At 70.9% G+C, this 23345-nt stretch carries 19 protein-coding genes; 18 read left to right on the top strand and 1 reads right to left on the bottom strand.

The genetic code is table 11. The features are described from left to right. The 12 genes from murF (at position 1) to ACFV9O_RS03595 (ending at position 13315) form a co-directional block, all read left to right on the top strand. Entirely contained in the window at positions 1-1431 is a 1431-nt protein-coding gene (murF, locus tag ACFV9O_RS03650; protein WP_385411728.1) for a UDP-N-acetylmuramoyl-tripeptide--D-alanyl-D-alanine ligase, read from the top strand. Beyond that, a complete protein-coding gene (gene mraY / locus ACFV9O_RS03645; RefSeq protein WP_385411725.1) occupies positions 1428-2498 on the top strand; it encodes a phospho-N-acetylmuramoyl-pentapeptide-transferase in 1071 nt (356 codons plus the stop codon). The genes murF and mraY overlap by 4 nt, the downstream gene beginning before the upstream one ends. Beyond that, on the top strand, positions 2495-3913 hold the full coding sequence (murD, locus tag ACFV9O_RS03640; RefSeq protein ID WP_385411722.1) for a UDP-N-acetylmuramoyl-L-alanine--D-glutamate ligase: 1419 nt from the start codon (positions 2495-2497) through the stop codon (positions 3911-3913). Before mraY ends, murD begins: the two co-directional genes overlap by 4 nt. Before the next feature lie 821 nt (positions 3914-4734). After that, the gene (gene ftsW, locus ACFV9O_RS03635; protein ID WP_385411806.1) at positions 4735-6093 is read left to right on the top strand and encodes a putative lipid II flippase FtsW; all 1359 of its coding nucleotides are present in this window, start codon (positions 4735-4737) and stop codon (positions 6091-6093) included. 6 nt (positions 6094-6099) lie between these two features. After that, the gene (murG, locus tag ACFV9O_RS03630; protein WP_385411719.1) at positions 6100-7194 is read left to right on the top strand and encodes an undecaprenyldiphospho-muramoylpentapeptide beta-N-acetylglucosaminyltransferase; all 1095 of its coding nucleotides are present in this window, start codon (positions 6100-6102) and stop codon (positions 7192-7194) included. Between the two features lie 26 nt (positions 7195-7220). Further along, on the top strand, positions 7221-8030 hold the full coding sequence (locus ACFV9O_RS03625; protein WP_385411716.1) for a cell division protein FtsQ/DivIB: 810 nt from the start codon (positions 7221-7223) through the stop codon (positions 8028-8030). Between the two features lie 275 nt (positions 8031-8305). Further along, positions 8306-9511 (top strand): cell division protein FtsZ, encoded by a 1206-nt coding sequence (gene ftsZ / locus ACFV9O_RS03620; RefSeq protein ID WP_385411713.1) that lies wholly within the window; start codon positions 8306-8308, stop codon positions 9509-9511. Between the two features lie 28 nt (positions 9512-9539). Next, positions 9540-10298: a peptidoglycan editing factor PgeF gene (gene pgeF / locus ACFV9O_RS03615; protein WP_385411804.1), complete on the top strand. Its 759-nt coding sequence runs from the start codon at positions 9540-9542 to the stop codon at positions 10296-10298. Further along, the gene (locus tag ACFV9O_RS03610; RefSeq protein ID WP_385411710.1) at positions 10295-11014 is read left to right on the top strand and encodes a YggS family pyridoxal phosphate-dependent enzyme; all 720 of its coding nucleotides are present in this window, start codon (positions 10295-10297) and stop codon (positions 11012-11014) included. Before pgeF ends, ACFV9O_RS03610 begins: the two co-directional genes overlap by 4 nt. Positions 11015-11148: 134 nt before the next feature. After that, on the top strand, positions 11149-11793 hold the full coding sequence (locus ACFV9O_RS03605) for a cell division protein SepF (protein ID WP_385411707.1): 645 nt from the start codon (positions 11149-11151) through the stop codon (positions 11791-11793). Positions 11794-11862: 69 nt separating this feature from the next. Continuing rightward, entirely contained in the window at positions 11863-12159 is a 297-nt protein-coding gene (locus ACFV9O_RS03600) for a YggT family protein (protein ID WP_385411704.1), read from the top strand. A gap of 49 nt (positions 12160-12208) precedes the next feature. Next, positions 12209-13315, top strand: a complete 1107-nt coding sequence (locus ACFV9O_RS03595; protein WP_385411701.1) for a DivIVA domain-containing protein — start codon at positions 12209-12211, stop codon at positions 13313-13315. A gap of 349 nt (positions 13316-13664) precedes the next feature. Here the strand turns inward: ACFV9O_RS03595 and ileS are convergent, their stop codons facing one another. Further along, on the bottom strand, positions 13665-16805 hold the full coding sequence (ileS, locus tag ACFV9O_RS03590) for an isoleucine--tRNA ligase (protein ID WP_385411698.1): 3141 nt from the start codon (positions 16803-16805) through the stop codon (positions 13665-13667). A gap of 544 nt (positions 16806-17349) precedes the next feature. On the opposite strand from ileS, the gene ACFV9O_RS03585 reads away from it, so the two are divergent. The 6 genes from ACFV9O_RS03585 (at position 17350) to ACFV9O_RS03560 (ending at position 23335) form a co-directional block, all read left to right on the top strand. Then, positions 17350-18396, top strand: a complete 1047-nt coding sequence (locus ACFV9O_RS03585) for a TraR/DksA family transcriptional regulator (protein ID WP_385411696.1) — start codon at positions 17350-17352, stop codon at positions 18394-18396. Positions 18397-18610: 214 nt separating this feature from the next. After that, positions 18611-19174 carry a signal peptidase II gene (lspA, locus tag ACFV9O_RS03580; protein ID WP_385411694.1) on the top strand — a complete coding sequence of 188 codons (564 nt, stop codon included), beginning with the start codon at positions 18611-18613 and terminating at the stop codon, positions 19172-19174. A gap of 17 nt (positions 19175-19191) precedes the next feature. Continuing rightward, positions 19192-20133, top strand: a complete 942-nt coding sequence (locus tag ACFV9O_RS03575) for an RluA family pseudouridine synthase (RefSeq protein ID WP_385411691.1) — start codon at positions 19192-19194, stop codon at positions 20131-20133. Beyond that, the gene (locus ACFV9O_RS03570; RefSeq protein WP_385411689.1) at positions 20130-20576 is read left to right on the top strand and encodes a GNAT family N-acetyltransferase; all 447 of its coding nucleotides are present in this window, start codon (positions 20130-20132) and stop codon (positions 20574-20576) included. Before ACFV9O_RS03575 ends, ACFV9O_RS03570 begins: the two co-directional genes overlap by 4 nt. 328 nt (positions 20577-20904) lie before the next feature. Beyond that, the gene (locus ACFV9O_RS03565) at positions 20905-22491 is read left to right on the top strand and encodes a Na+/H+ antiporter (RefSeq protein ID WP_385411686.1); all 1587 of its coding nucleotides are present in this window, start codon (positions 20905-20907) and stop codon (positions 22489-22491) included. Positions 22492-22588: 97 nt separating this feature from the next. Continuing rightward, a complete protein-coding gene (locus ACFV9O_RS03560; protein WP_385411683.1) occupies positions 22589-23335 on the top strand; it encodes an SDR family NAD(P)-dependent oxidoreductase in 747 nt (248 codons plus the stop codon). The last annotated feature ends 10 nt before the right edge of the window (positions 23336-23345 follow it).

The following is a 23345-nucleotide window of genomic DNA, read 5'->3' as shown; positions in this document are numbered from 1 at the left end:
GTGATCGCCCTCTCCCTCGCCGAGATCGCCGAAATCGTCGGCGGGCAGTCGTACGACATACCGGATCCGGCCCTCCAGGTCACCGGGCCCGTCGTCATCGACTCCCGTCAGGTCGAGGCAGGCAGTCTCTTCGCCGCCTTCGCCGGTGAGCACGTCGACGGCCACGACTACGCGGAACGCGCGGTCGCGACGGGCGCGGTGGCCGTGCTGGCAGCCCGCCCCGTCGGTGTCCCCGCCATCGTCGTCGACGACGTGCAGACCGCACTCGGCGCACTCGCGCGGGCCGTCGTCGAGAAGCTCGGCACCGACGTCGTCGCCCTCACCGGCTCCGCGGGCAAGACCTCCACCAAGGACCTCATCGCCCAGCTGCTCCAGCGCCACGCGCCGACGGTCTGGACGCCCGGCTCCCTCAACAACGAGATCGGCCTTCCGCTCACCGCGCTCCGCGCGACCGCGGAAACCCGCCATCTCGTCCTGGAGATGGGCGCCCGCGGCATCGGCCACATCACGTACCTCACCGGCCTCACCCCGCCGCGCATCGGTCTCGTACTGAACGTCGGCACCGCCCACATCGGCGAGTTCGGCGGCCGCGAGCAGATCGCCCGGGCCAAGGGCGAGCTCGTCGAGGTGCTGCCGGAGGACGGCGTGGCCGTCCTCAACGCCGACGACCCTCTCGTACGCGCGATGGCCTCCCGCACGAAGGCACGCGTCGTCCTGTTCGGCGAGGCGGGCGAAGCGGACGTACGCGCCGAGAATGTCCGTCTCATGCCGAGCGGACAGCCCGCATTCCTGCTTCGCACACCCTCCGGGTGCAGCGACGTGACCTTGCGGCTGTACGGTGAGCACCACGTGTCGAACGCGCTCGCCGCGGCCGCCGTCGCCCATGAGCTGGGCATGTCCGTCGATGAGATCGCCACCGCGCTCTCGGAGGCCGGCACCCTCTCCCGCTGGCGTATGGAGGTCACCGAGCGTCCGGACGGCGTGACGGTCGTCAACGACGCCTACAACGCGAACCCCGAGTCCATGCGAGCCGCGCTGCGTGCGCTCGTGGCCATGGGCGCGGCCGCCCAGGCCACCGGGGGGCGTACGTGGGCGGTGCTCGGCCCGATGGCCGAGCTCGGGGACGAGTCGCTCGCCGAGCACGACGCGGTCGGACGGCTCGCCGTCCGGCTCAACGTCAGCAAGCTCGTCGCAGTCGGGGGCAGGGAAGCGTCCTGGCTGCAACTGGGCGCATATAACGAGGGTTCGTGGGGTGAGGAGTCGGTGCACGTGTCCGACGCGCAGGCGGCGATCGACCTGTTGCGCAGAGAGCTGCGCCCGGGAGACGTGGTGCTGGTGAAGGCTTCCAGGTCGGCCGGTCTCGAGCGGATCGCCCTGGCGCTGCTCGAGAACACTGCTGAGTCTTCTGAGGGGCAGGTCGCCGGCCGATGAGGCAGATCCTCTTCGCGGGGGCCATCGGGCTCTTCCTGACCCTCATCGGCACCCCGCTGCTGATCAAGCTGCTGGCCCGCAAGGGATACGGGCAGTTCATCCGCGACGACGGCCCGCGCAGCCACGGCAGCAAGAAGGGCACGCCCACCATGGGCGGCATCGCCTTCATCCTGGCCACGCTGATCGCGTACGCCCTCACCAAGGTGATCACCGGCGAGGACCCGACGTTCTCCGGTGTGCTGGTGCTCTTCCTGATGGCAGGGATGGGCCTGGTCGGCTTCCTCGACGACTACATCAAGATCGTCAAGCAGCGGTCGCTGGGTCTGCGGGCCAAGGCGAAGATGGCAGGACAGCTGATCGTCGGTATCGCCTTCGCGGTGCTGGCGCTGCAGTTCGCCGACATCCGCGGTCAGACCCCGGCCTCCACCAAGCTGTCGTTCGTCACCGACTTCGGCTGGTCCATCGGCCCGGTGCTGTTCGTGATCTGGGCGCTGTTCATGATCCTCGCCATGTCGAACGGCGTGAACCTCACCGACGGTCTGGACGGTCTGGCCACCGGTGCGTCCGTGATGGTCTTCGGCGCGTACACCTTCATCGGGCTCTGGCAGTTCCAGGAGTCCTGCGCCAACGCGATGACGCTGACCAACCCCAACGCCTGCTTCGAGGTGCGCGACCCGCTCGACCTCGCGGTCGTCGCCTCCGCGCTGATGGGCGCCTGCTTCGGCTTCCTGTGGTGGAACACCTCACCGGCCAAGATCTTCATGGGTGACACCGGCTCGCTCGCCCTCGGCGGCGCGCTCGCGGGCCTCGCGATCTGCTCCCGCACGGAGCTGCTGCTCGCCCTGCTCGGCGGCCTGTTCGTGCTGATCACCATGTCCGTGGTGATCCAGGTCGGCTCCTTCAGGCTCACCGGGAAGCGCGTCTTCCGAATGGCCCCGCTGCAGCACCACTTCGAGCTCAAGGGCTGGTCGGAAGTTCTGGTCGTGGTCCGTTTCTGGATCATTCAGGGCATGTGCGTCATTGTGGGTCTGGGAATCTTCTACGCGGGCTGGGCGGCCGACAAGTGACTGAGCCGGGCTGGGAGGGCAAGCGCGTCACCGTCGCCGGGCTGGGCGTGAGCGGCATTCCCGCCGCCCGCGTCCTGCACGGCCTCGGTGCGGTCGTCACGGTCGTCAACGACGGCGACGACGAGCGCTCGCGGGCGCAGGCCGCCGAGCTGGAGGCGGAGGGCATCACCGTCCGCCTCGGTGACGGGTCGACCCTGCCGGAGGGCACCGAGCTGGTCGTCACGGCGCCCGGCTGGAAGCCCGACAAGCCCCTGTTCGCCGCGGCCGCCGAGGCGGGCGTCGAGGTCTGGGGCGACGTCGAGCTGGCGTGGCGGCTGCGGGGGCCCGACGCGGCGCCCTGGCTCGCGGTCACCGGTACCAACGGCAAGACCACGACGGTCCGGATGCTCGCCTCCATCCTGGAGGCGGCGGGCCTGAGGACGGCGGCCGTCGGCAACATCGGCGTATCGCTCCTCGACGCCGTCCTCGGTGACGAGAAGTACGACGTCCTCGCCGTCGAGCTCTCCAGCTACCAGCTGCACTGGGCGCCCTCGCTGCGTGCCCACTCCGCCGCCGTGCTCAATCTGGCGCCGGACCACCTCGACTGGCACGGCTCCATGGAGGCGTACGCCGCTGACAAGGGCCGTATCTACGAAGGCAATACGGTCGCCTGCGTCTACAACGTCGCCGACCCCGCGACCGAGGACCTCGTGCGCGAGGCGGACGTCGTGGAGGGCTGCCGCGCGATCGGCTTCACGCTGGGGACGCCCGGGCCCTCGCAGCTGGGTGTCGTGGACGGGATCCTGGTGGACCGCGCCTTCGTGGAGAACCGGCAGAAGCAGGCGCAGGAGCTCGCCGAGGTCTCCGACGTCAACCCGCCGGCCCCGCACAACATCGCGAACGCGCTCGCCGCGGCGGCGCTCGCGCGTGCCTTCGGCGTCGAGCCCGCCGCCGTACGGGACGGGCTGCGGGCCTTCCGACCCGACGCGCACCGCATCGAGTTCGTCGCGGAGGTCGACGGCGTCGCGTACGTGGACGACTCCAAGGCCACCAACACCCATGCCACGGAAGCCTCCTTGGCGGCATACGACCCGATCGTCTGGATCGCGGGCGGACTGGCGAAGGGCGCGACCTTCGACGAACTCGTCGAGAAGTCGGCGAAGCGGCTGCGGGGTGTGGTGCTCATCGGCGCGGACCGGGCTCTGATCCGCGAAGCCCTCGCGCGACACGCGCCCGAGGTCCCGGTCGTCGACCTCGACCGGACCGACACTGGGGCGATGTCGGCGGCGGTCCGCGAAGCGGCGGGGCTCGCGCGGCCGGGGGACACGGTTCTGCTGGCCCCCGCCTGCGCCTCGATGGACATGTTCGCCAACTACAACAAGCGAGGCGAGGCCTTCGCGGACGCGGTCCGCGCCCTCGCCGCCGAGCGCGCCTGACCGGCCCGGTCCCCGCCGCCGCGCCCCGGCGCCGCCGCACCCACCTGGAGGGGACACCACCCATGCCGCCCGACCCCCTGGGACCCCCGACACCCACCACGGGCCACCCCCCCGCGCCTTCGGCTCCCGCCTCGCACGAGCCGGCGGCCTTCTCGCCCGCCGCCGCGCAGGAGCCCACGGCCGTCCCGGCGGTCGCCGGGCCGGAGCCCGGTGCTCTCTCCGCTGTTGCCGGGCGGGAGTCCACAGCCCCCTCGACCCCCGCCGGGCGGGAGCCCGTGGGTCCCTCGGCCGCCGCTGAGCCGGCATCCACGGTTCTCTCCGCCGTCGCCGGGCTGGGGTCTGCGGTCTTCTCGGCGGCCGTCGGGCTGGAGTCCTCGACCTTTTCGGCCGCCGCCGGGCCCGCGCCTGCGGCCCTCTCCGCCGTTGCAGGGCGGGAGCCCGCGGCCTTCTCGCCCGACGCCGTGCAGGAGCCCACGGCCGCCCCGGCCGTCGCCGGGCCGGAGCCCGGTGCTCTCTGCGCTGACGCTGGGCTGGAGTGTGCGGTCCTCTCGCTCGGCGCCGCGCAGCAGCCCGCGGCCTCGCCGGCCGTCGCCGGGCCGGAGTCCTCGGCCTTCTCGGCCGCCGCCGAACCCGCGCCCGCGGCCCTCTCCGCCGTCGCCGGGCGGGAGTCCACGGCCCCCTCGGCCCCCGCCGGGGCGGAGTCCGTGGGCGCCTCGGCACGCGCCTGCGGCGAGCCCTTCCGAGCCGCCGCACGGCTCGCCGACGCACTCGCGGCGCGGGCCGCCGGCCTCGCGCAGGCGCTCGCACCCGCACCCGTCCTCGTGCCCGCCCTCGCCGGCCTGCCCGGCACCGCACTGCGCAGCAGGACCGCCGGCCCCGGATCGAGGCGGCCGCCCGCCGCCCGGAGCGGGGGCCGGGGGAGCGGCACACCCCGGCCGCCCCGCGGCGGCGCGGTCCGGCACGCGTACGAGCAGGCGCGACGCGCCTGGGACCGGCCGCTGACCGCGTACTACGTGATCCTCGGCGCCGGCCTCCTGATCACCGCGCTCGGCCTGGTGATGGTCTACTCCGCGTCGATGATCACCGCGCTGAAGTACTCGCTGCCCTCGTCGTACTTCTTCCGCAAGCAGTTCCTGGCCGCCGTCATCGGCACCGGACTGCTCTTCCTCGCCTCCCGGATGCCCGTCAAGCTCCATCGCGCGCTCGCCTATCCGCTCCTGGTCGGCAGCGCCTTTCTGATGGTGCTGGTGCAGATCCCCGGGATAGGGCAGGCGGTCAACGGCAACCAGAACTGGATCTCGCTGGGCGGCCCCTTCCAGCTCCAGCCCAGCGAGTTCGGCAAGCTCGCCCTGATCCTCTGGGGCGCCGATCTGCTCGCCCGCAAGCAGGAGAAACGGCTGCTCACCCAGTGGAAGCACCTGCTCGTCCCGCTGGTGCCGGTCACCTTCATGCTGCTCGGGCTGATCATGCTCGGCGGTGACATGGGCACGGCCATCATCCTGACCGCGATCCTCTTCGGGCTGCTCTGGCTGGCCGGCGCCCCTACCAGGCTGTTCGGCGGCGTGCTGGCCGTCGCCGGCCTGATCGGGGCCGTCCTGATCAAGACCAATCCGAACCGTATGGCCCGGTTCCAGTGTGTCGGTGCCACGGACCCGGGCCCCGGTGACAGCTGCTGGCAGGCCGTGCACGGGATCTATGCGCTCGCTTCGGGCGGATGGTTCGGTTCCGGGATCGGTGCAAGTGTGGAAAAATGGGGCCAACTCCCGGAAGCTCACACCGACTTCATCTTCGCCATCACCGGGGAGGAACTGGGGCTGGCGGGGACGCTGTCGGTGCTCACTCTCTTCGCGGCTCTAGGCTATGCGGGTATCCGCGTGGCCGGACGCACGGAGGACCCCTTCGTGAGGTATGCCGCGGGAGGTGTGACCACCTGGATCACGGCCCAGGCCGTGATCAACATCGGTGCGGTGCTCGGTCTGCTGCCGATCGCCGGAGTCCCCCTTCCGCTGTTCTCCTACGGAGGCTCCGCCCTGCTGCCGACCATGTTCGCCGTGGGACTGCTGATCGCCTTCGCGCGAGAGGACCCCGCCGCGAAGGCGGCCCTGGCCATGCGGAGGCCCGGGGTGAGATGGAAGACGATGAGACGGCGCGTCAAGGAACGTCCGTCCGGAGAGCGGTGAATTTCGGTGCATGTCGTACTCGCCGGCGGGGGGACCGCCGGCCACATCGAGCCCGCGCTCGCCCTCGCGGACGCCCTGCGCAGGCAGGATCCGGCCGTGGGCATCACGGCCCTTGGCACGGAGCGCGGACTGGAGACCAGGCTGGTGCCCGAGCGGGGCTACGAGCTGGCGCTCATCCCCGCCGTACCGCTGCCGCGCAAACCCACTCCCGAGCTGATCACCGTCCCGGGCCGGCTGCGCGGCACGATCAAGGCCGCCGAGCAGATCCTGGAGCGCACCAAAGCCGACTGCGTCGTCGGTTTCGGGGGCTATGTCGCGCTGCCCGGCTATCTCGCCGCCAAGCGCCTCGGTGTGCCCATCGTCGTCCACGAGGCCAACGCCCGCCCGGGCCTGGCCAACAAGATCGGCTCGCGGTACGCAGCGGCCGTCGCGGTCTCGACCCCGGACAGCAAGCTGCGCGACGCCCGCTACATCGGCATCCCGCTGCGCCGCTCCATCGCCACGCTCGACCGCGCAAGGGTCAGGCCCGAGGCCCGCGCCGCCTTCGGCCTCGACCCCAGCCTGCCGACGCTGCTGGTCTCCGGCGGCTCGCAGGGTGCCCGCCGCCTCAACGAGGTGATCCACCAGATCGCTCCGCTGCTGCAGCGCTCCGGCATCCAGATCCTTCACGCGGTCGGCCCGAAGAACGAAGTGCCGCGCGTGGACAACATGCCCGGAATGCCGCCCTACATCCCGGTACCGTACCTGGACCGGATGGATCTCGCGTACGCCGCGGCCGACATGATGCTCTGCCGCGCGGGCGCCATGACCGTCGCCGAACTCTCCGCCGTCGGGCTCCCCGCCGCGTACGTACCGTTGCCGATCGGCAACGGCGAACAGCGGCTCAACGCCCAGCCGGTGGTCAAGTCCGGTGGTGGACTGCTGGTCGACGACGCCGAGCTGACCCCCGAGTGGATCCAGGGAAACGTGCTCCCGGTGCTCGCCGATCCGCACCGGCTGTACGAGATGTCCCGCGCCGCGGCCGAGTTCGGGCGCCGGGACGCAGACGATCTGCTTGTCGGAATGGTGTACGAGGCGATTTCCGCACGGGCACGCCGATAGGCACAGCGAAGGGCAGGGTGCGGAGCATGGCCGGACCGACGACCGCCGAGCGCGGCACACGGAACCCGAAGGGCTCGTCGTCGGCCGGCCGCTCCGGACGGATGCGCAGAGGACCGGTCTTCCGTCGTCCCGGGCCCCGCGGTCGTCGGGTTCTGCTGACCGGTTCCGCTCTCATCGTGTTCGGCGCGGCCGCAATCTGGTTGCTCTACGGCTCCCCCTGGCTGCGCGTCGAGCGGGTCCGGGCCTCCGGTACGCAGGTTCTGACGCCCCGTGAGGTCGAGAAAGCGGCGGCCGTGCCGATCGGATCGCCGCTCATTTCGGTCGATATGGACCGGATCGAGGCGCGGCTGCGCGAGGAACTGCCCCGTATCGACTCCGTCGAAGCCGAGCGTTCATGGCCGCACGGAATCGCGCTGAAGGTGACCGAGCGAAAGCCGGTACTCCTCATCGGAAAAGGCGTGAAGTTCATCGAAGTGGACGCGAAAGGCGTCCGTTTCGCCACGGTGGACAAAGCACCCAAAGGCGTACCACTGCTGGAATTGACGGCAGATCGGTCACCGAGCCTGCGGCGCTTCGGCGAGCAGCGGCTCGTGACCGAAGCGGTCCGGGTCACCGCCGAACTCCCTGCGCAGGCCGCCAAGGACCTGCGGTCCGTCGAGGTCCGCTCGTACGACTCCATCACCCTGGAACTGACCCGCGGCCGCACCGTGCTGTGGGGCAGCAGCGAGAACGGCGAGGCGAAGGCGCGGGCACTCACCGCGCTGATGAAAGCCTCTCCCGGCGCGGGCCACTTCGACGTGAGCGCGCCCACCGCCCCTGCCGTGTCGGGCAGTTGACGCACATATGCGCAGGCCAGCACCCTGGTTGGTCAGCGCAACGGCTGATCACATAGGGTGAAAAGAAAAACGGGAGGTTCGGCGTGTTCGTTGAACGTGCGCCGCTTGTCGACTTAGTGTCTCGTTCGGAGAGTCCAAGGAGCAGAGACACTGGTAACCCTAAACTTCAACGTTAGGGTTTGGGTCGGCGTTTCGGACCGTCCCATCGGCATCCGTCGTCGCGGCGCGGCCTTCGCGCAGCGGCGACACGTAACTCGAGGCGAGAGGCCTTCGACGTGGCAGCACCGCAGAACTACCTCGCAGTCATCAAGGTCATCGGTGTCGGCGGCGGTGGTGTCAATGCCATCAACCGAATGATCGAGGTCGGTCTCAAGGGCGTCGAGTTCATCGCGATCAACACTGACGCGCAAGCCCTGTTGATGAGCGACGCCGACGTCAAGCTCGACGTCGGCCGCGAACTCACCCGCGGCCTCGGGGCCGGAGCCAACCCGGCAGTCGGTCGCAAGGCGGCAGAGGACCACCGAGAGGAGATCGAGGAGGTCCTCAAGGGGGCCGACATGGTCTTCGTCACCGCCGGCGAAGGTGGCGGCACCGGCACCGGCGGCGCGCCCGTCGTGGCCAACATCGCGCGCTCGCTCGGCGCCCTGACCATCGGCGTGGTCACCCGGCCCTTCACCTTCGAGGGCCGCCGTCGCGCCAACCAGGCGGAGGACGGCATCGCCGAGCTCCGCGAAGAGGTCGACACCCTCATCGTCATCCCGAACGACCGGCTGCTGTCCATCTCGGACCGCCAGGTCAGCGTGCTGGACGCGTTCAAGTCCGCGGACCAGGTGCTGCTCTCCGGTGTCCAGGGCATCACCGACCTCATCACCACCCCCGGCCTCATCAACCTCGACTTCGCCGATGTGAAGTCCGTGATGTCCGAGGCCGGCTCCGCGCTCATGGGCATCGGCTCGGCCCGCGGCGACGACCGCGCGGTGGCCGCCGCCGAGATGGCCATCTCCTCGCCGCTGCTGGAGGCGTCCATCGACGGCGCCCGCGGTGTGCTGCTCTCCATCTCCGGCGGTTCGGACCTCGGTCTCTTCGAGATCAACGAGGCCGCCCAGCTCGTCAGCGAGGCCGCCCACCCCGAGGCCAACATCATCTTCGGTGCCGTCATCGACGACGCGCTGGGCGACGAGGTACGGGTCACGGTCATCGCGGCCGGCTTCGACGGGGGCCAGCCCCCGACCCGCCGGGACAATGTGATCGGCTCTGCCTCCGCCAAGCGCGAGGAGCCCGCGCCCCCGGCCCGCCCGGAGCCCCGCTCCATCGGCGGCCTCGGCACGCTCCCCCCGCGCGAGGAGCCCCCGGTCCCGGCCGAGCCGGCCCCGGTGGGGAACGACAGCTCGCTGTCGGGGAGCGGGTCGGCGCAGGTCCCGCCCGCCAGGCCGTACGACAGCCAGGCCGAAGAGCTGGACGTCCCGGACTTCCTGAAGTGATCTTGAAGTGATACGCGAGCACGACAGCGTGGGCGGCGCGCACTTCGCCTTCACCGACAGGTGGGGCGGGGTGAGCGCCGCTCCGTACGAGGAGCTCAACCTCGGCGGCGCGGTCGGGGACGACCCCGCCGCCGTTCGCGCGAACCGGGACCTCGCCGCCAAGTCCCTGGGGCTCGACCCGGCGCTCGTCGTCTGGATGAACCAGGTGCACGGGCGCGAGGTCGCCGTCGTCGACGGACCGTGGGGAGACGCCCCGGTCCCGGCGGTTGACGCGGTGGTGACCGCCCGGCGCGGACTGCCGCTGGCGGTCCTGACCGCCGACTGCACCCCGGTGCTGCTGGCCGACCCGGTCGCCGGGGTGGTGGGCGCGGCCCACGCGGGCCGCCCCGGAATGGTCGCCGGAGTCGTACCGGCCGCCGTCGAGGCCATGATCGCGCTGGGCGCGGACCCGGCCCGTATCACCGTCCGCACCGGGCCCGCGATCTGCGGACGCTGCTACGAGGTACCCGAGGCGATGCGCGCCGATGTCGCGGCCGTGGAACCCGCCGCCCGCGCCGAGACGAGCTGGGGCACCCCGGCCGTCGATGTCACCGCCGGGGTCCATGCCCAGCTCGAAGCGCTCGGGGTACGGGACCGGAAGGCGTCCCCGGTCTGCACACTGGAATCGGCGGACCACTACTCGTACCGCCGCGACCGCACGACGGGGCGCCTCGCCGGATATGTCTGGCTGGCCGCGCCCTCCCGGGAGGCGACCCCCGGGTCCCCGGCAGGAGAGACCGAAGAATGACCGACCGCAGGACCGAACTCGCCGAGAACCTGGCGCGCGTGGAGGAACGTATCGCCGCTGCCTGTGCGGCGGCCGGGCGCAAGCGCGAGGAAGTGACCCTCATCGTGGTCACGAAGACCTACCCCGCGAGCGATGTGCGGCTGCTCCACGAACTCGGCGTGCGGAACGTCGCGGAGAACAAGGACCAGGAGGCGGCCCCCAAGGCCGAAGCCTGTTCCGATCTGGATCTCACCTGGCACTTCGTCGGTCAGCTGCAGACGAACAAAGTCCGTTCTGTTGCGAGTTATGCCGATGTGGTGCAATCGGTTGACCGAGTAAAGCTCGTTCGCGCACTGTCCGCGGCGGCGGTGCGCGCCGAGCGCGAGTTGGGGTGTCTGATCCAGGTCGCACTCGATGCCGAGTCGGGGCAGCAGGGCGACAGGGGCGGTGTCGCGCCCGACGCAATCGAGGAGTTGGCCGCCGCGGTCGACGACGCACCGGGGCTCCGGCTTGACGGACTGATGACCGTAGCGCCACTCGCAGGGCTCTACGCGGGGCGCCAACAGGCGGCCTTCGAGCGGCTGATGGAATTCTCATCAAGCCTGCGCGCGGACCGTCCGGCTGCGAACATGGTGTCAGCAGGGATGAGTGCGGACCTCGAAGAGGCCGTGGCGGCCGGAGCGACACATGTGCGCGTCGGTACGGCGGTACTCGGAGTCCGACCCCGGCTCGGGTAACGTCGCGAAGCAAGTCGGACCACAGCAGAAAATATGGTCATTTCCGTCGAAAGGCGGACAGACCCAGTGGATCGCGGGTACTTGGTGACGTAGCCGAACGAAGCCGATCCACCACAGAGCGGAGGACTCAGAGAATGGCCGGCGCGATGCGCAAGATGGCGGTCTACCTCGGCCTCGTGGAGGACGATGGGTACGACGGCCGGGGATTCGATCCCGACGACGACTTCGAACCCGAGATGGAGCCGGAGCCCGAGCGGGACCGGCGTCGGCACCAGCCCCCGCACCAGGTGGACCGGGTGGAGCACCGGGTGGAGCGGGAGGAGCCGGTGCGTGTGGTCCAGCCACCCGCACCGCGCGAGCCGGTGTCCCATCCCCCTGCGCTTCCCGTGGAGTCCGGACGTCCGGCGCGAATCGCCCCCGTGGCATCCATCACACCTGAACGTCCGAACCTGGAGAAGAACGCACCGGTGATCATGCCCAAGGTTGTGTCCGAGCGTGAGCCCTACCGCATCACGACACTGCACCCGCGGACCTATAACGAGGCCCGTACCATCGGGGAACACTTCCGTGAGGGCACCCCGGTGATCATGAACCTGACCGAGATGGACGACACCGATGCGAAGCGACTTGTCGACTTTGCCGCGGGACTCGTCTTCGGTCTCCATGGCAGCATTGAGCGGGTGACGCAGAAGGTGTTCCTGTTGTCGCCTGCTAACGTCGATGTCACGGCGGAGGACAAGGCCCGCATCGCAGAGGGCGGGTTCTTCAACCAGAGCTAGAGAACGACACCGGAGAACGACCCGGCCGCGAGGCCGGACACGAGAGCCAGGGGAGAGGAAAGCGCGGGAATGGGCGTCGCACTGTTTGTGGTCTACATCGCGCTCGTGTGCTTCCTCGTCGTGCTGATTTTCCGGCTGGTCATGGACTACGTCTTCCAGTTCGCCCGCTCGTGGCAACCCGGCAAGGCGATGGTGGTCGTCCTGGAGGCCACCTACACTGTCACCGATCCACCGCTCAAGCTTCTGCGGCGGTTCATCCCGCCGCTGCGTCTCGGGGGCGTGGCACTCGACCTGTCCTTCTTCGTTCTGATGATCATCGTCTACATCCTGATCTCCGTCGTGCGCAGCGTGGGGAGCGGGATGTGAACGATACGGTCTTGCCGACTGCCGACGACTACGTAGAGGTGAAGAAGAGATGCCGCTGACCCCCGAGGACGTGCGGAACAAGCAGTTCACGACCGTCCGCCTCCGAGAAGGCTATGACGAGGACGAGGTCGATGCCTTCCTTGACGAGGTCGAGGCGGAGCTGACGCGACTGCTCCGCGAGAACGAGGACCTGCGGGCCAAGCTGGCCGCGGCGACCCGCGCGGCCGCGCAGAACCAGCAGCAGCAGGGTATGCGCAAGCCGCCGGAGCCGCAGGACGGCCGTGGTCCGGGTGCACCCGTCCCCGCCGCCATATCCGGACCGCCGGTCCAGCAGCAGCCCCCGCAGATGGGTCCGCCCCAGCTGCCCGGTGGTGCTCCGCAGCTGCCCGCCGGCCCCGGTGGTCATGGTGGTCACGGTGGTCACGGTGGTCACGGTCCGCAGGGTCACCCGCAGGGTGGTCCGATGGGCCCCGGCCCGATGCAGGGCGGTCCCATGGGTGGCCCGATGGGCGGCCCCATGGGCGGTCACGGCCCGCAGATGCCCCAGCAGGGCCCGGGTGGCGACAGCGCCGCGCGTGTCCTTTCGCTGGCTCAGCAGACTGCCGACCAGGCGATCGCGGAGGCCCGTTCCGAGGCCAACAAGATCGTCGGCGAGGCGCGTTCGCGCGCCGAGGGCCTGGAGCGGGACGCCCGTGCCAAGGCGGACGCGCTGGAGCGGGACGCGCAGGAGAAGCACCGCGTCGCGATGGGCTCGCTGGAGTCGGCCCGCGCCACGCTGGAGCGCAAGGTCGAGGACCTGCGCGGCTTCGAGCGCGAGTACCGCACGCGGCTGAAGTCGTACCTGGAGAGCCAGCTGCGTCAGCTGGAGACCCAGGCGGACGACTCCCTGGCCCCGCCGCGGACCCCCGCGACGGCGTCGCTGCCGCCGTCCCCGGCGCCTTCCATGGCTCCGGCCGGCGCGAGCGCTCCGTCCTACGGCGGCAACCAGACGATGGGCGGTCACGGGCCTTCGCCCGCCGGTCCGTCGTACGGCGGCCAGCAGCAGATGTCCCCGGCGATGACCCAGCCGATGGCACCGGTGCGGCCGCAGGGTCCGCCGATGCAGCAGGCTCCGTCGCCGATGAGGGGCTTCCTCATCGACGAGGACGACAACTGACGGCGGGCTGCCGCGCGATGAGCGCGTAGCCGTCGGCAGGCACTCAGGGCCGGGCCCGGGACCATGTGGTCCCGGGCCCGGCCCTTTTGCGCGCGCTGCGTGCGGGTGCGGGTGTGCCCGCGGCGGGCCCATGCGACGGAGCCGCGTACCGGACTCTGCCCCAGCCCCGCCCCTTCCCGAGCCGGGGGCAAGCCCCCGGACCCCGGGAACGTGACCGGTACTGCCCGATCGGCCCGGGTGCCCGTCCTCAGTCGCCGGACGGGCTCCAAGGAGCCACAGTTCGGGAAGGGACGGGGAAAGAACAAGGGCCCGGGCGACACATGGTCGCCCGGGCCCGTTCGCCGGGGGCTTATGCCTTGCGGAGGCGGAAGGTCAGGGACAGGCCCTCGTCGGTGAAGGGCTCGCCGTACGAGGCGTCGGCCTCGCCCCGAGCGAAGTCCGTCGCCAGGACCTCGTCCGCGATCAGGGACGCGTGGTCCGTGAGCGCGGTCGTGACCTCGGGGTCGTCGGAGGACCAGCGGAGGGCGATGCGGTCCGCGACGTCCAGGCCGCTGTTCTTGCGCGCTTCCTGGATCAGGCGGATCGCGTCACGGGCCAGGCCCGCGAGCCGCAGCTCCGGAGTGATCTCCAGGTCCAGGGCGACCGTCGCGCCCTGGTCGGAGGCCACCGACCAGCCCTCGCGCGGGGTCTCCGTGATGATGACCTCCTCCGGGGAGAGGGTCACCTCCTCGCCGTTCACCGTCACCGACGCGGAGCCGGAGCGCAGCGCCAGGGACAGCGCCGCCGCGTCCGCCGCGGCGACCGCCTTGGCCACGTCCTGCACGCCCTTGCCGAAGCGCTTGCCCAGAGCGCGGAAGTTGGCCTTGGCCGTCGTGTCGACCAGCGAACCGCCGACCTCGCTCAGTGACGCCAGCGACGAGACGTTCAGCTCCTCCGTGATCTGCGCGTGCAGGTCCGGCGAGAGCGACTCGAAGCCCGCAGCCGCCACCAGCGCCCGCGACAGCGGCTGGCGGGTCTTCACACCGGACTCCGCACGCGTCGCCCGGCCCAGCTCCACGAGCCGCCGGACCAGCACCATCTGCTGGGACAGCGTCGGGTCGATCGCCGACAGATCGGCCTCCGGCCAGGTCGACAGGTGCACCGACTCCGGCGCGTCCGGTGTCACCGGCACCATCAGGTCCTGCCAGACCCGCTCGGTGATGAACGGGGTCAGCGGGGCCATCAGCCGCGTGACGGTCTCGATCACGTCATGGAGCGTGCGGAGCGCGGCCGCGTCGCCCTGCCAGAAGCGGCGGCGCGAGCGCCGCACGTACCAGTTCGACAGGTCGTCGACGAACGAGGAGATCAGCTTGCCCGCGCGCTGGGTGTCGTACGCCTCCAGCGCCAGCGTCACCTGATCCACCAGCGCGTGCAGCTCGGACAGCAGCCAGCGGTCGAGCACCGTGCGGTCGGCCGGCGCCGGGTCGGAGTCCGAGGGCGCCCAGCCCGACGTACGGGCGTAGAGCGCCTGGAAGGCCACCGTGTTCCAGTACGTGAGCAGCGTCTTGCGCACCACCTCCTGGATCGTGCCGTGACCCACCCGTCGCGCCGCCCACGGCGACCCGCCGGCCGCCATGAACCAGCGCACGGCGTCCGCGCCGTGCTGGTCCATCAGCGGGATCGGCTGCAGGATGTTGCCCAGGTGCTTGGACATCTTGCGGCCGTCCTCGGCGAGGATGTGGCCGAGGCACACGACGTTCTCGTACGAGGACTTGTCGAAGACCAGCGTGCCGACGGCCATCAGCGTGTAGAACCAGCCGCGGGTCTGGTCGATCGCCTCCGAGATGAACTGCGCCGGGTATCGCTTCTCGAAGATCTCCTTGTTCTTGTACGGGTAGCCCCACTGCGCGAACGGCATCGAGCCCGAGTCGTACCAGGCGTCGATGACCTCGGGAACGCGCGTCGCCGTCGCGGAGCACTCCGGGCACGGGAAGGCGACGTCGTCGATGAACGGCCGGTGCGGGTCCAGGGACGACTGGTCCGTACCCGTCAGCTCCGTCAGCTCGGCGCGCGAGCCGACGCACGTCAGATGGCCTTCCTCGCACCGCCAGATCGGCAGCGGCGTGCCCCAGTAGCGGTTGCGCGACAGCGCCCAGTCGATGTTGTTGTTGAGCCAGTCCCCGTAGCGGCCGGTCTTGACCGAGTCGGGGAACCAGTTCGTGCGCTCGTTCTCCTCGAGGAGCCGGTCCTTGATCGCGGTCGTACGGATGTACCAGGACGGCTGCGCGTAGTAGAGCAGCGCCGTGTGGCAGCGCCAGCAGTGCGGGTAACTGTGCTCGTACGGGATGTGCTTGAAGAGCAGGCCGCGCTCGTCCAGGTCCTTGGTGAGCGCCTCGTCGGCCTTCTTGAAGAAGACGCCGCCGACCAGCGGCACGTCCTCCTCGAAGGTGCCATCGGGGCGGACCGGGTTCACGACCGGCAGGCCGTAGGCGCGGCAGACCTTGAGGTCGTCCTCACCGAAGGCGGGGGACTGGTGGACCAGACCCGTACCGTCCTCGGTCGTTACGTACTCGGCGTTGACGACGTAGTGGGCCGGCTGGTCGAAGGGGACGAGCCGGAAGGGACGCTCGTACGTCCAGCGCTCCATCTCGGCGCCCGTGAACGTCCGGCCGGTGGCCTCCCAGCCCTCGCCGAGCGCCTTCTCCAGCAGCGGCTGGGCGACGACGAGCTGCTCCTCGCCGTTCGTCGCCACGACATACGTGACCTCGGGGTGTGCCGCCACCGCGGTGTTCGAGACCAGCGTCCAGGGGGTCGTCGTCCAGACGAGCAGCGACGCCTCGCCGGCCAGCGGTCCCGAGGTCAGCGGGAAGCGCACGAACACGGACGGGTCGACGACCGTCTCGTAGCCCTGCGCCAGCTCGTGGTCCGACAGGCCGGTGCCGCAGCGCGGGCACCACGGGGCGACCCGGTGGTCCTGGACCAGCAGGCCCTTCTTGAAGATCTCCTTCAGCGACCACCAGACCGATTCGATGTACTCGGGGTCCATGGTCCAGTACGCCTCGTCGAGATCGACCCAGTAGCCCATGCGGGTCGTCAGGTCGGCGAAGGCGTCCGTGTGGCGGGCAACGGACTCACGGCACTTCGCGTTGAACTCCGCGATGCCGTAGGCCTCGATGTCCTTCTTGCCGCTGAAGCCGAGCTCCTTCTCGACCGCGAGCTCGACGGGCAGGCCGTGACAGTCCCAGCCGGCCTTGCGGGCCACGTGGTAGCCCCGCATCGTGCGGAACCGCGGGAAGACGTCCTTGAAGACGCGGGCCTCGATGTGGTGCGCGCCGGGCATGCCGTTGGCAGTGGGCGGGCCCTCGTAGAACACCCACTCCGGGCGTCCCTCGGACTGCTCGAGGCTCTTTGCGAAGACCTTGTTGTCCCGCCAGAAGTCGAGCACCGCGTGCTCGAGGGCGGGCAGGTCGACCTGGGCGGGTACCTGACGGTACTGAGGCGGCGGCGTCATGTACGGGCTCCTCCAACGGACTGTGTCTCTTCCGTCGGAGGGACGAGAGCCGATGCGCTGCGCTCCCGCGGTACCACCCTCCTTGGCCCGCCGGCCGAGACCGGTGAGCCCCCTCATTGGGGTCGCGATGCCGGTTCTACTCACCCGCTGTCACCAGCGGGCTTTCTTCCGACGGCTCCGGGGTGATTGTTCACGTCGCGCTCGCCCCCGGGCTCGCACCGTCCCCGGGTCGCTCATGGCTGCGTACGACGCTACTGGTCCCCATCCACGCCTTTCGCTCCGCCCAGTGTAAGGGCCCGGCCGCCACGGGGCAGACCGGATTTCCGTGTGACCCGAATGGGCATACGGAGCGGGGCGCGCTCGGGAGGGGCCCGCGTGGCGGATTACGGGGCGGGGAGCTGGGCACAACGGATGCAGGCTCGCGTTGGGGCAGGCGCGGGGCGGGTCCGACCGGCGGCGTGCCCCGTTGCCGCGGAGCTGGGGTCGATTTATCGTCCCAGCACGATTCGCGAGCAAGATCACAATATGTGAAGGGGCCGCGGCCATGGTGGCGAAGAAGACCGCCGTGAAGAAGACGGCGTCCGCGAGGTCCACTGCCGCCGCGCGGGCGGCGGCCAAGGATACGAACGGCAAGAAGAGCACTGTCGCGAAGAGGAACCCGGGCACCGGACGGGTGGCGAAGGCCGACGCGTCCGGTGTGAACGCGCACGACGCGACGGAGGTGAAGGCCGCGGCACCTGCGAAGAAGGCCGTCAAGAAGGCCACGCACGCGAAGAAGGGCCCGGCCGGGAAGAAGCCCGCGGCCGAGAAGCCCGCGGCCGAGAAGGAGACGGCCGCGAAGGAGCCCCGGGCGGCGAAGGAGAGTCCGGCGGCGAAGAAGACCGCCAGGAAGACCGCCCGGACCACAAGGACCACGACAGCGGAGAGGAACGAGCCGGCAGGGCGCTCCACGGCGTCCACCGGAGCGGCGGCCCCCAAGGCGCCGGCGAAGACGAAGAGGTCGGCGGCTGCCACGACGACAGGCGCCGGTGCCAGGAAGGCCGCCAGGACGGCGGCCAAGGAGGCGGCCGAGGCCGCCAAGCAGACGGGAGCCAGGACGGTGGGAGCGAAGAAGACCGCGGCCAGTGCCTCAACCGGCGGGGACGGCATCGCGACGGCGGTGCCACCGGGCCGCGTCGCCGCCGCGACGGCCCCCGAGGAACTGGCGGTGCGCCCGGGCGAGGACCCGTGGACACCGGAGGAGGTCGCCGAGGCGCGCGCCGAGCTCGAGAGCGAGATGGCCAAGCTGCGCGACGAGATCAGCCACTCCGAGGAGGCGCTGACCGGGCTGATGCGGGACTCCGGGGACGGCGCGGGCGACGACCAGGCCGACACCGGCGCCAAGAACATCACGCGCGAGCACGAGATGGCACTCGCCAACAACGCCCGCGAGATGCTCGAGCAGACCGAGCGGGCGCTGTACCGCCTCGACACGGGCACGTACGGCCTCTGCGAGATCTGCGGAAAGCCGATCGGCAAGGCGCGTATGCAGGCGTTCCCGCGGGCGACCCTGTGCGTGGAGGACAAGCAGAAGCAGGAGCGGCGGGCCTGAGCCCGCCGCGGCGCCGCAGCCACCGCGGTGCTGCGGATGCGGGGAACGACGCAGGGACCGCGGCGATGCCGGCCCGGCCCCGGTCAGGGGCCGGTCGGAAGCGGGCCGGGAGCCAGTCGGGAGCCGATCGCGGCCGAGCAGGTCGCGGCGGCAGGGTCCGCACGTGCGTGTCGTACCCTCGTCACCAGTCAGGCACCTAGGTTGAGGGACTCACGTGGCAGAGGCGGAGCGCATCATCGGTACGCCGGGCGTTGACGACGACGAGGCTGCGGCTCCTGCCGAGCAGCCGAAGGGCAGGCGCCGGATCTTCGCGCTGTTCGCGGTGGCCGCCGTGGCCTACCTGCTGGACCTCGGCAGCAAGATGATCGTGGTGGAGAAGCTCGAACACCGGGAGCCGATCCAGATCATCGGCGAGCTGCTGAAGTTCGAGGCGGTACGCAATCCCGGTGCGGCCTTCGGCTTCGGCGAGGCCTTCACCGTCATCTTCACGATCATCGCGGCCGCGGTGATCGTGGTGATCGCACGGCTGGCGCGCCAGCTCTACAGCCTGCCGTGGGCCATCGCGCTCGGGCTGCTGCTGGGCGGTGCGCTGGGCAACCTCACGGACCGGATCTTCCGGTCACCCGGTGTGTTCGAAGGCGCGGTCGTCGACTTCATCGCGCCCGCCCACTTCGCCGTCTTCAACCTCGCGGACTCGGCGATCGTGTGCGGCGGCATCCTCATCGTGATCCTGTCCTTCAAGGGCCTGGACCCCGACGGAACCGTCCACAAGGACTGACAAGGCATACTCGACGGGTGAGTACCCTTCCCGAAACCCGCACCCTGCCCGTACCCGACGGCCTGGAGGGCGAGCGCGTCGACGCCGCCATCTCCCGCATGTTCGGTTTCTCCCGTACGAAGGCGGCCGAGCTGGCAGCCGCGGGCAAGGTCCAGGTCGACGGCGCGGTCGTAGGAAAGTCCGAGCGCGTCAGCGGCGGCGCCTGGCTCGAGGTCGAGATGCCGCAGGCGCCGGCGCCGGTGCAGATCGTGGCCGAGCCGGTCGAGGGCATGGAGATCGTCCACGACGACGACGACATCGTCGTGATCGTGAAGCCGGTCGGCGTGGCCGCGCACCCGAGCCCGGGCTGGACGGGGACGACCGTCATCGGCGGGCTCGCGGCGGCGGGGTACCGGATCTCCACGTCGGGCGCGGCGGAGCGGCAGGGCATCGTGCACCGGTTGGACGTCGGGACGTCCGGGCTGATGGTGGTCGCGAAGTCGGAGCGGGCGTACACGCTGCTGAAGCAGCAGTTCCGGGACCGCACGGTCGACAAGCGCTACCACGCGCTGGTGCAGGGCCACCCGGACCCGCTGAGCGGCACGATCGACGCTCCCATCGGGCGCCACCCCCAGCACGACTACAAGTGGGCCGTGACCGCGGAAGGCAAGCCCTCCATCACGCACTACGACCTGATCGAGGCGTTCCGGGCCGCGTCGCTGCTCGACATCAAGCTGGAGACGGGCCGTACGCACCAGATCCGGGTGCACATGTCCGCCCACCGGCACCCGTGTGTGGGCGATCTCACATACGGTGCCGACCCGACGATGGCGCGGCGGCTCGGGCTGACCCGGCAGTGGCTGCACGCGGTGCGGCTCGGCTTCGAGCACCCGTCGGACGGCCGGTGGGTCGAGTTCGAGAGCCAGTACCCCGAGGACCTGCAGGCCGCACTGGACAGGATTGCCGCGGAGAGCGCGTGAGCACGGGTTTCGTCGTACGGGAGGCCGTGGACGCGGCCGACCGCGAGGCATGCTTCGCGGTGCGCAAGGAGGTCTTCGTCGTCGAGCAGGGTGTGCCCGAGGACATCGAGTACGACGCGCACGACGCGGACGCGGTGCATCTGCTGGCGGTCGGCCCCGACGGGCCCCTCGGCACGGGCCGCCTCCTGACGGGCCTCCTGCCCGACCCGTCGGTCGGCTCCCTCGGCCGCCTCGCGGTCACCCGCGCCGCCCGCGGCCTCGGCGTCGGCGCGGCGCTGGTCCGCGCGATCGAGGAGTCGGCCCGGGCCCGTGGTCTCACGGCGGTCGACCTCCACGCCCAGACCCATGCGCTGGGGTTCTACGAGCGGCTCGGATACGAGGCGTACGGGCCGGAATTCCCGGACGCGGGCATTCCGCACCGCGCGATGCGACGGCCCCTGTAACGGGGGCGCTGCCCCCGGGCCCCGTACGGCCTTCGGCCGGGCTGCGAGGCGGTCCGGTACCGCCGGGTGGCCCGTGTCCCGTCCTCAGGCGCCGGACCTCGGGATGAGCCGGTACCGCCGCCGGCCCGGGTGTCCGTCCTCATGCGCCGGACGGGCTTGAGTGGGCACCCCGGGCCGTCGTCGAGCGGTGCTCGGGCTTGACGTGGGCTGGGTGCTGAGGGGGCATCAGGGCCACCCAGGAGCAGGGCGATTGCCGGGATTCGGGGGAAGCGCGTGGGAGCCTTGACGGGCTGACCGTCGATGCTCGGACCCCCGGAAGGCCGCGCCCGTGGACCAACTGGCCCTGCTGTTCGTGCTGTTGCTGGGGGCCGTGGTCACCGTGCCGCTCGGGCAGCGGCTCGGGCTGCCCGCGCCCGTGCTGATGACCCTCGTCGGGGCGGTCCTCGCCCTCCTGCCCTTCGTACCGAACGTCGCCGTTCCGCCCGAGTACATCCTTCCGCTCCTGCTGCCGCCCCTGCTGTACGCCGCCGTGCAGCGCACCTCCTGGCGGCAGTTCACCGCCAACATCCGGCCCATCCTGCTGCTCGCCGTCGCGCTGGTCTTCGTCACGACGGCGGCGGTCGCGGCCGTCGCGAACGCCGTCGTTCCAGGGCTGCCGATCGCCGCCGCCGTCGCACTCGGCGCGCTCGTCGCCCCGCCCGACCCGGTCGCCGCCACCGCAGTCGCGGGCGCCCTCGGGCTGCCCCGCAGGCTGGTGTCGATCCTGGAGGGCGAAGGGCTCTTCAACGACGTCACCGCGATCGTGCTCTACCACGTGGCCATCGCGGCGGCGGTCAGCGGGACGTTCTCCTGGCCGGAGGCCGCCGGGCAGCTGGTGCTCTCCGCGGTGGTGGCAGTGGTGGTCGGTCTTTCGCTCGGCTGGCTCTCCAACCGGCTCATGGGGCTGCTCGGCGACGCGACCCTGCAGATCGGGCTGACCCTCCTCGTGCCGTTCGTCAGCTATGTGCTCGCGGAGGAGCTGCTGGGGTCGGGCGTGCTGGCCGTCCTCGTCACCGCGCTCTATCTCGCCGAGAACGCCGTCGACGCGGACGCGGTCATCTGGCGGCTCGCGGGGAACGCGTTCTGGCAGATCGTGGACACCCTCGTCACCGGGGTCGCCTTCGGCCTCATCGGGCTCGAGCTCCACAGCGTCTTCGGCACCGCCGACGGCCGCGGGGCCGAGCTGCTCGAGTGGTCCGCGCTGGTCGTCGCGGTCGTCGTCGGCGTACGGCTGCTGTATCTGCTGCCCGCCACCTGGCTCACGAAGCGGCTGCACAAGCGGCGCGACTACGACGAGGAGATCCCCGTCGGCCGGCGCGAGACCATCGTCATGTGGTGGTCGGGGATGCGGGGCGTGGCCTCGGTCGCGCTGGCTCTCGCGATTCCGCTGCGGACCGACGACGGCTCGCCCTTCCCGGCTCGTGACGACATCATCTTCATCGCCTTCGCGGTGATCATGACCACGCTCGTCGTGCAGGGGCTCACCCTCCCCTGGCTGGTGAAACGCCTCGGCGTACGGGCCGACACGGACGTCGAGCAGGCACGCGAACGGGACCTCTCGCTGCGCGCGGCCCGGGCGGCGAAGCACCGGCTGAAGGAGATCGAGGAGGTCGAGGAGGTGCCGGAGGAGATCTCCGAGCGGCTGCACCGAGTGGCGTACGACATCGGGATCCGCATCAGTCCGGACATCGTCGACGAGGAGCGTCGCGAATGGTTCGCCAAACGCGCCGAGCGGCAGGAGACCCTCCTTCGCGTCCAGCGCGAAATGCTGTCCGCCGCCCGCCACGAGGTGCTCGCCGCCCGCAGCGAGCCGGGCGCCGACCCCGAGGTCGTGGACCGCGTCCTGCGCCAGCTGGACGTGCGCAGTCTCCGCTGACGACGTACGCAGCGTCCGCCGGCCGCCTGCGCAGCCGCCTCCGACGCCGAGGCCGTCGTAGCCCCCGATCGGCGGGGGCCGGTCGTATGATCAAGGTATGGCGCGCACCGTGGTGATCAGTGGTGGTGGTACCGGCATCGGGTTCGCGGCGGCGGAGGTGTTCGCCGCGGGCGGCGAGCAGGTGGTGCTGCTCGGCCGGCGCGAAGAGGTGCTCGCGCGGGCCGCCGACCGGGTCCCCGGGGCCCTCTACTGCGCCGCCGACCTCAGTGAGCCCCAAGGCGCCCGCCGTGCCGCGGAGTTCGTGGCGCGGGAGTTCGGCACCGTCGACGTGCTGGTGCACAGCGCCGGTGGCAACGGACGACTGGAGCCGCGGCCCGGCTTCGAGGACCCGCTGGAGGCCGTCGCCCACGACTGGACGGTCAACTTCCGGCTGAACACGCTCACGGCCACCCTGCTCACCGAGGCGCTCAAGGATCATTTGGCCACCCCCGGCGGCCGTGTGCTGTTCCTGAGCTCCATCGCCGCGTACCGGGGCTCCGGCTCGGGTGCGTACGCCGCGTCCAAGGCCGCCCTCCACCCGTACGCGTTCGATCTCGCCCGCCAACTCGGGCCGCGCGGCATCACCGTGAACCTCGTGGCACCCGGGCTCGTCGAGGAGACGGACTTCTTCGGCGGCGAACTCCCCGAGGAGCGCCGCAAGGCACTCATCTCGGAGACGTCCACCGGGCGGGTCGGCCACCCCGGCGATGTGGCCCAGACCCTGCACTGGCTCGCCTCACCGGCCGCCGGCCACATCACCGCCCAGGTCATCCAGGTCAACGGCGGCGCGGAACGCGGCCACTGAGCGGAGTGCC

Origin of the sequence: Streptomyces sp. NPDC059909 (assembly GCF_042730885.1) — a bacterium.
Taxonomy (GTDB): Bacteria; Actinomycetota; Actinomycetes; order Streptomycetales; family Streptomycetaceae; genus Streptomyces.
The sequence above is the reverse complement of the archived record's forward strand: the minus strand, read 5'-3'. Positions and strand labels throughout refer to the sequence as shown.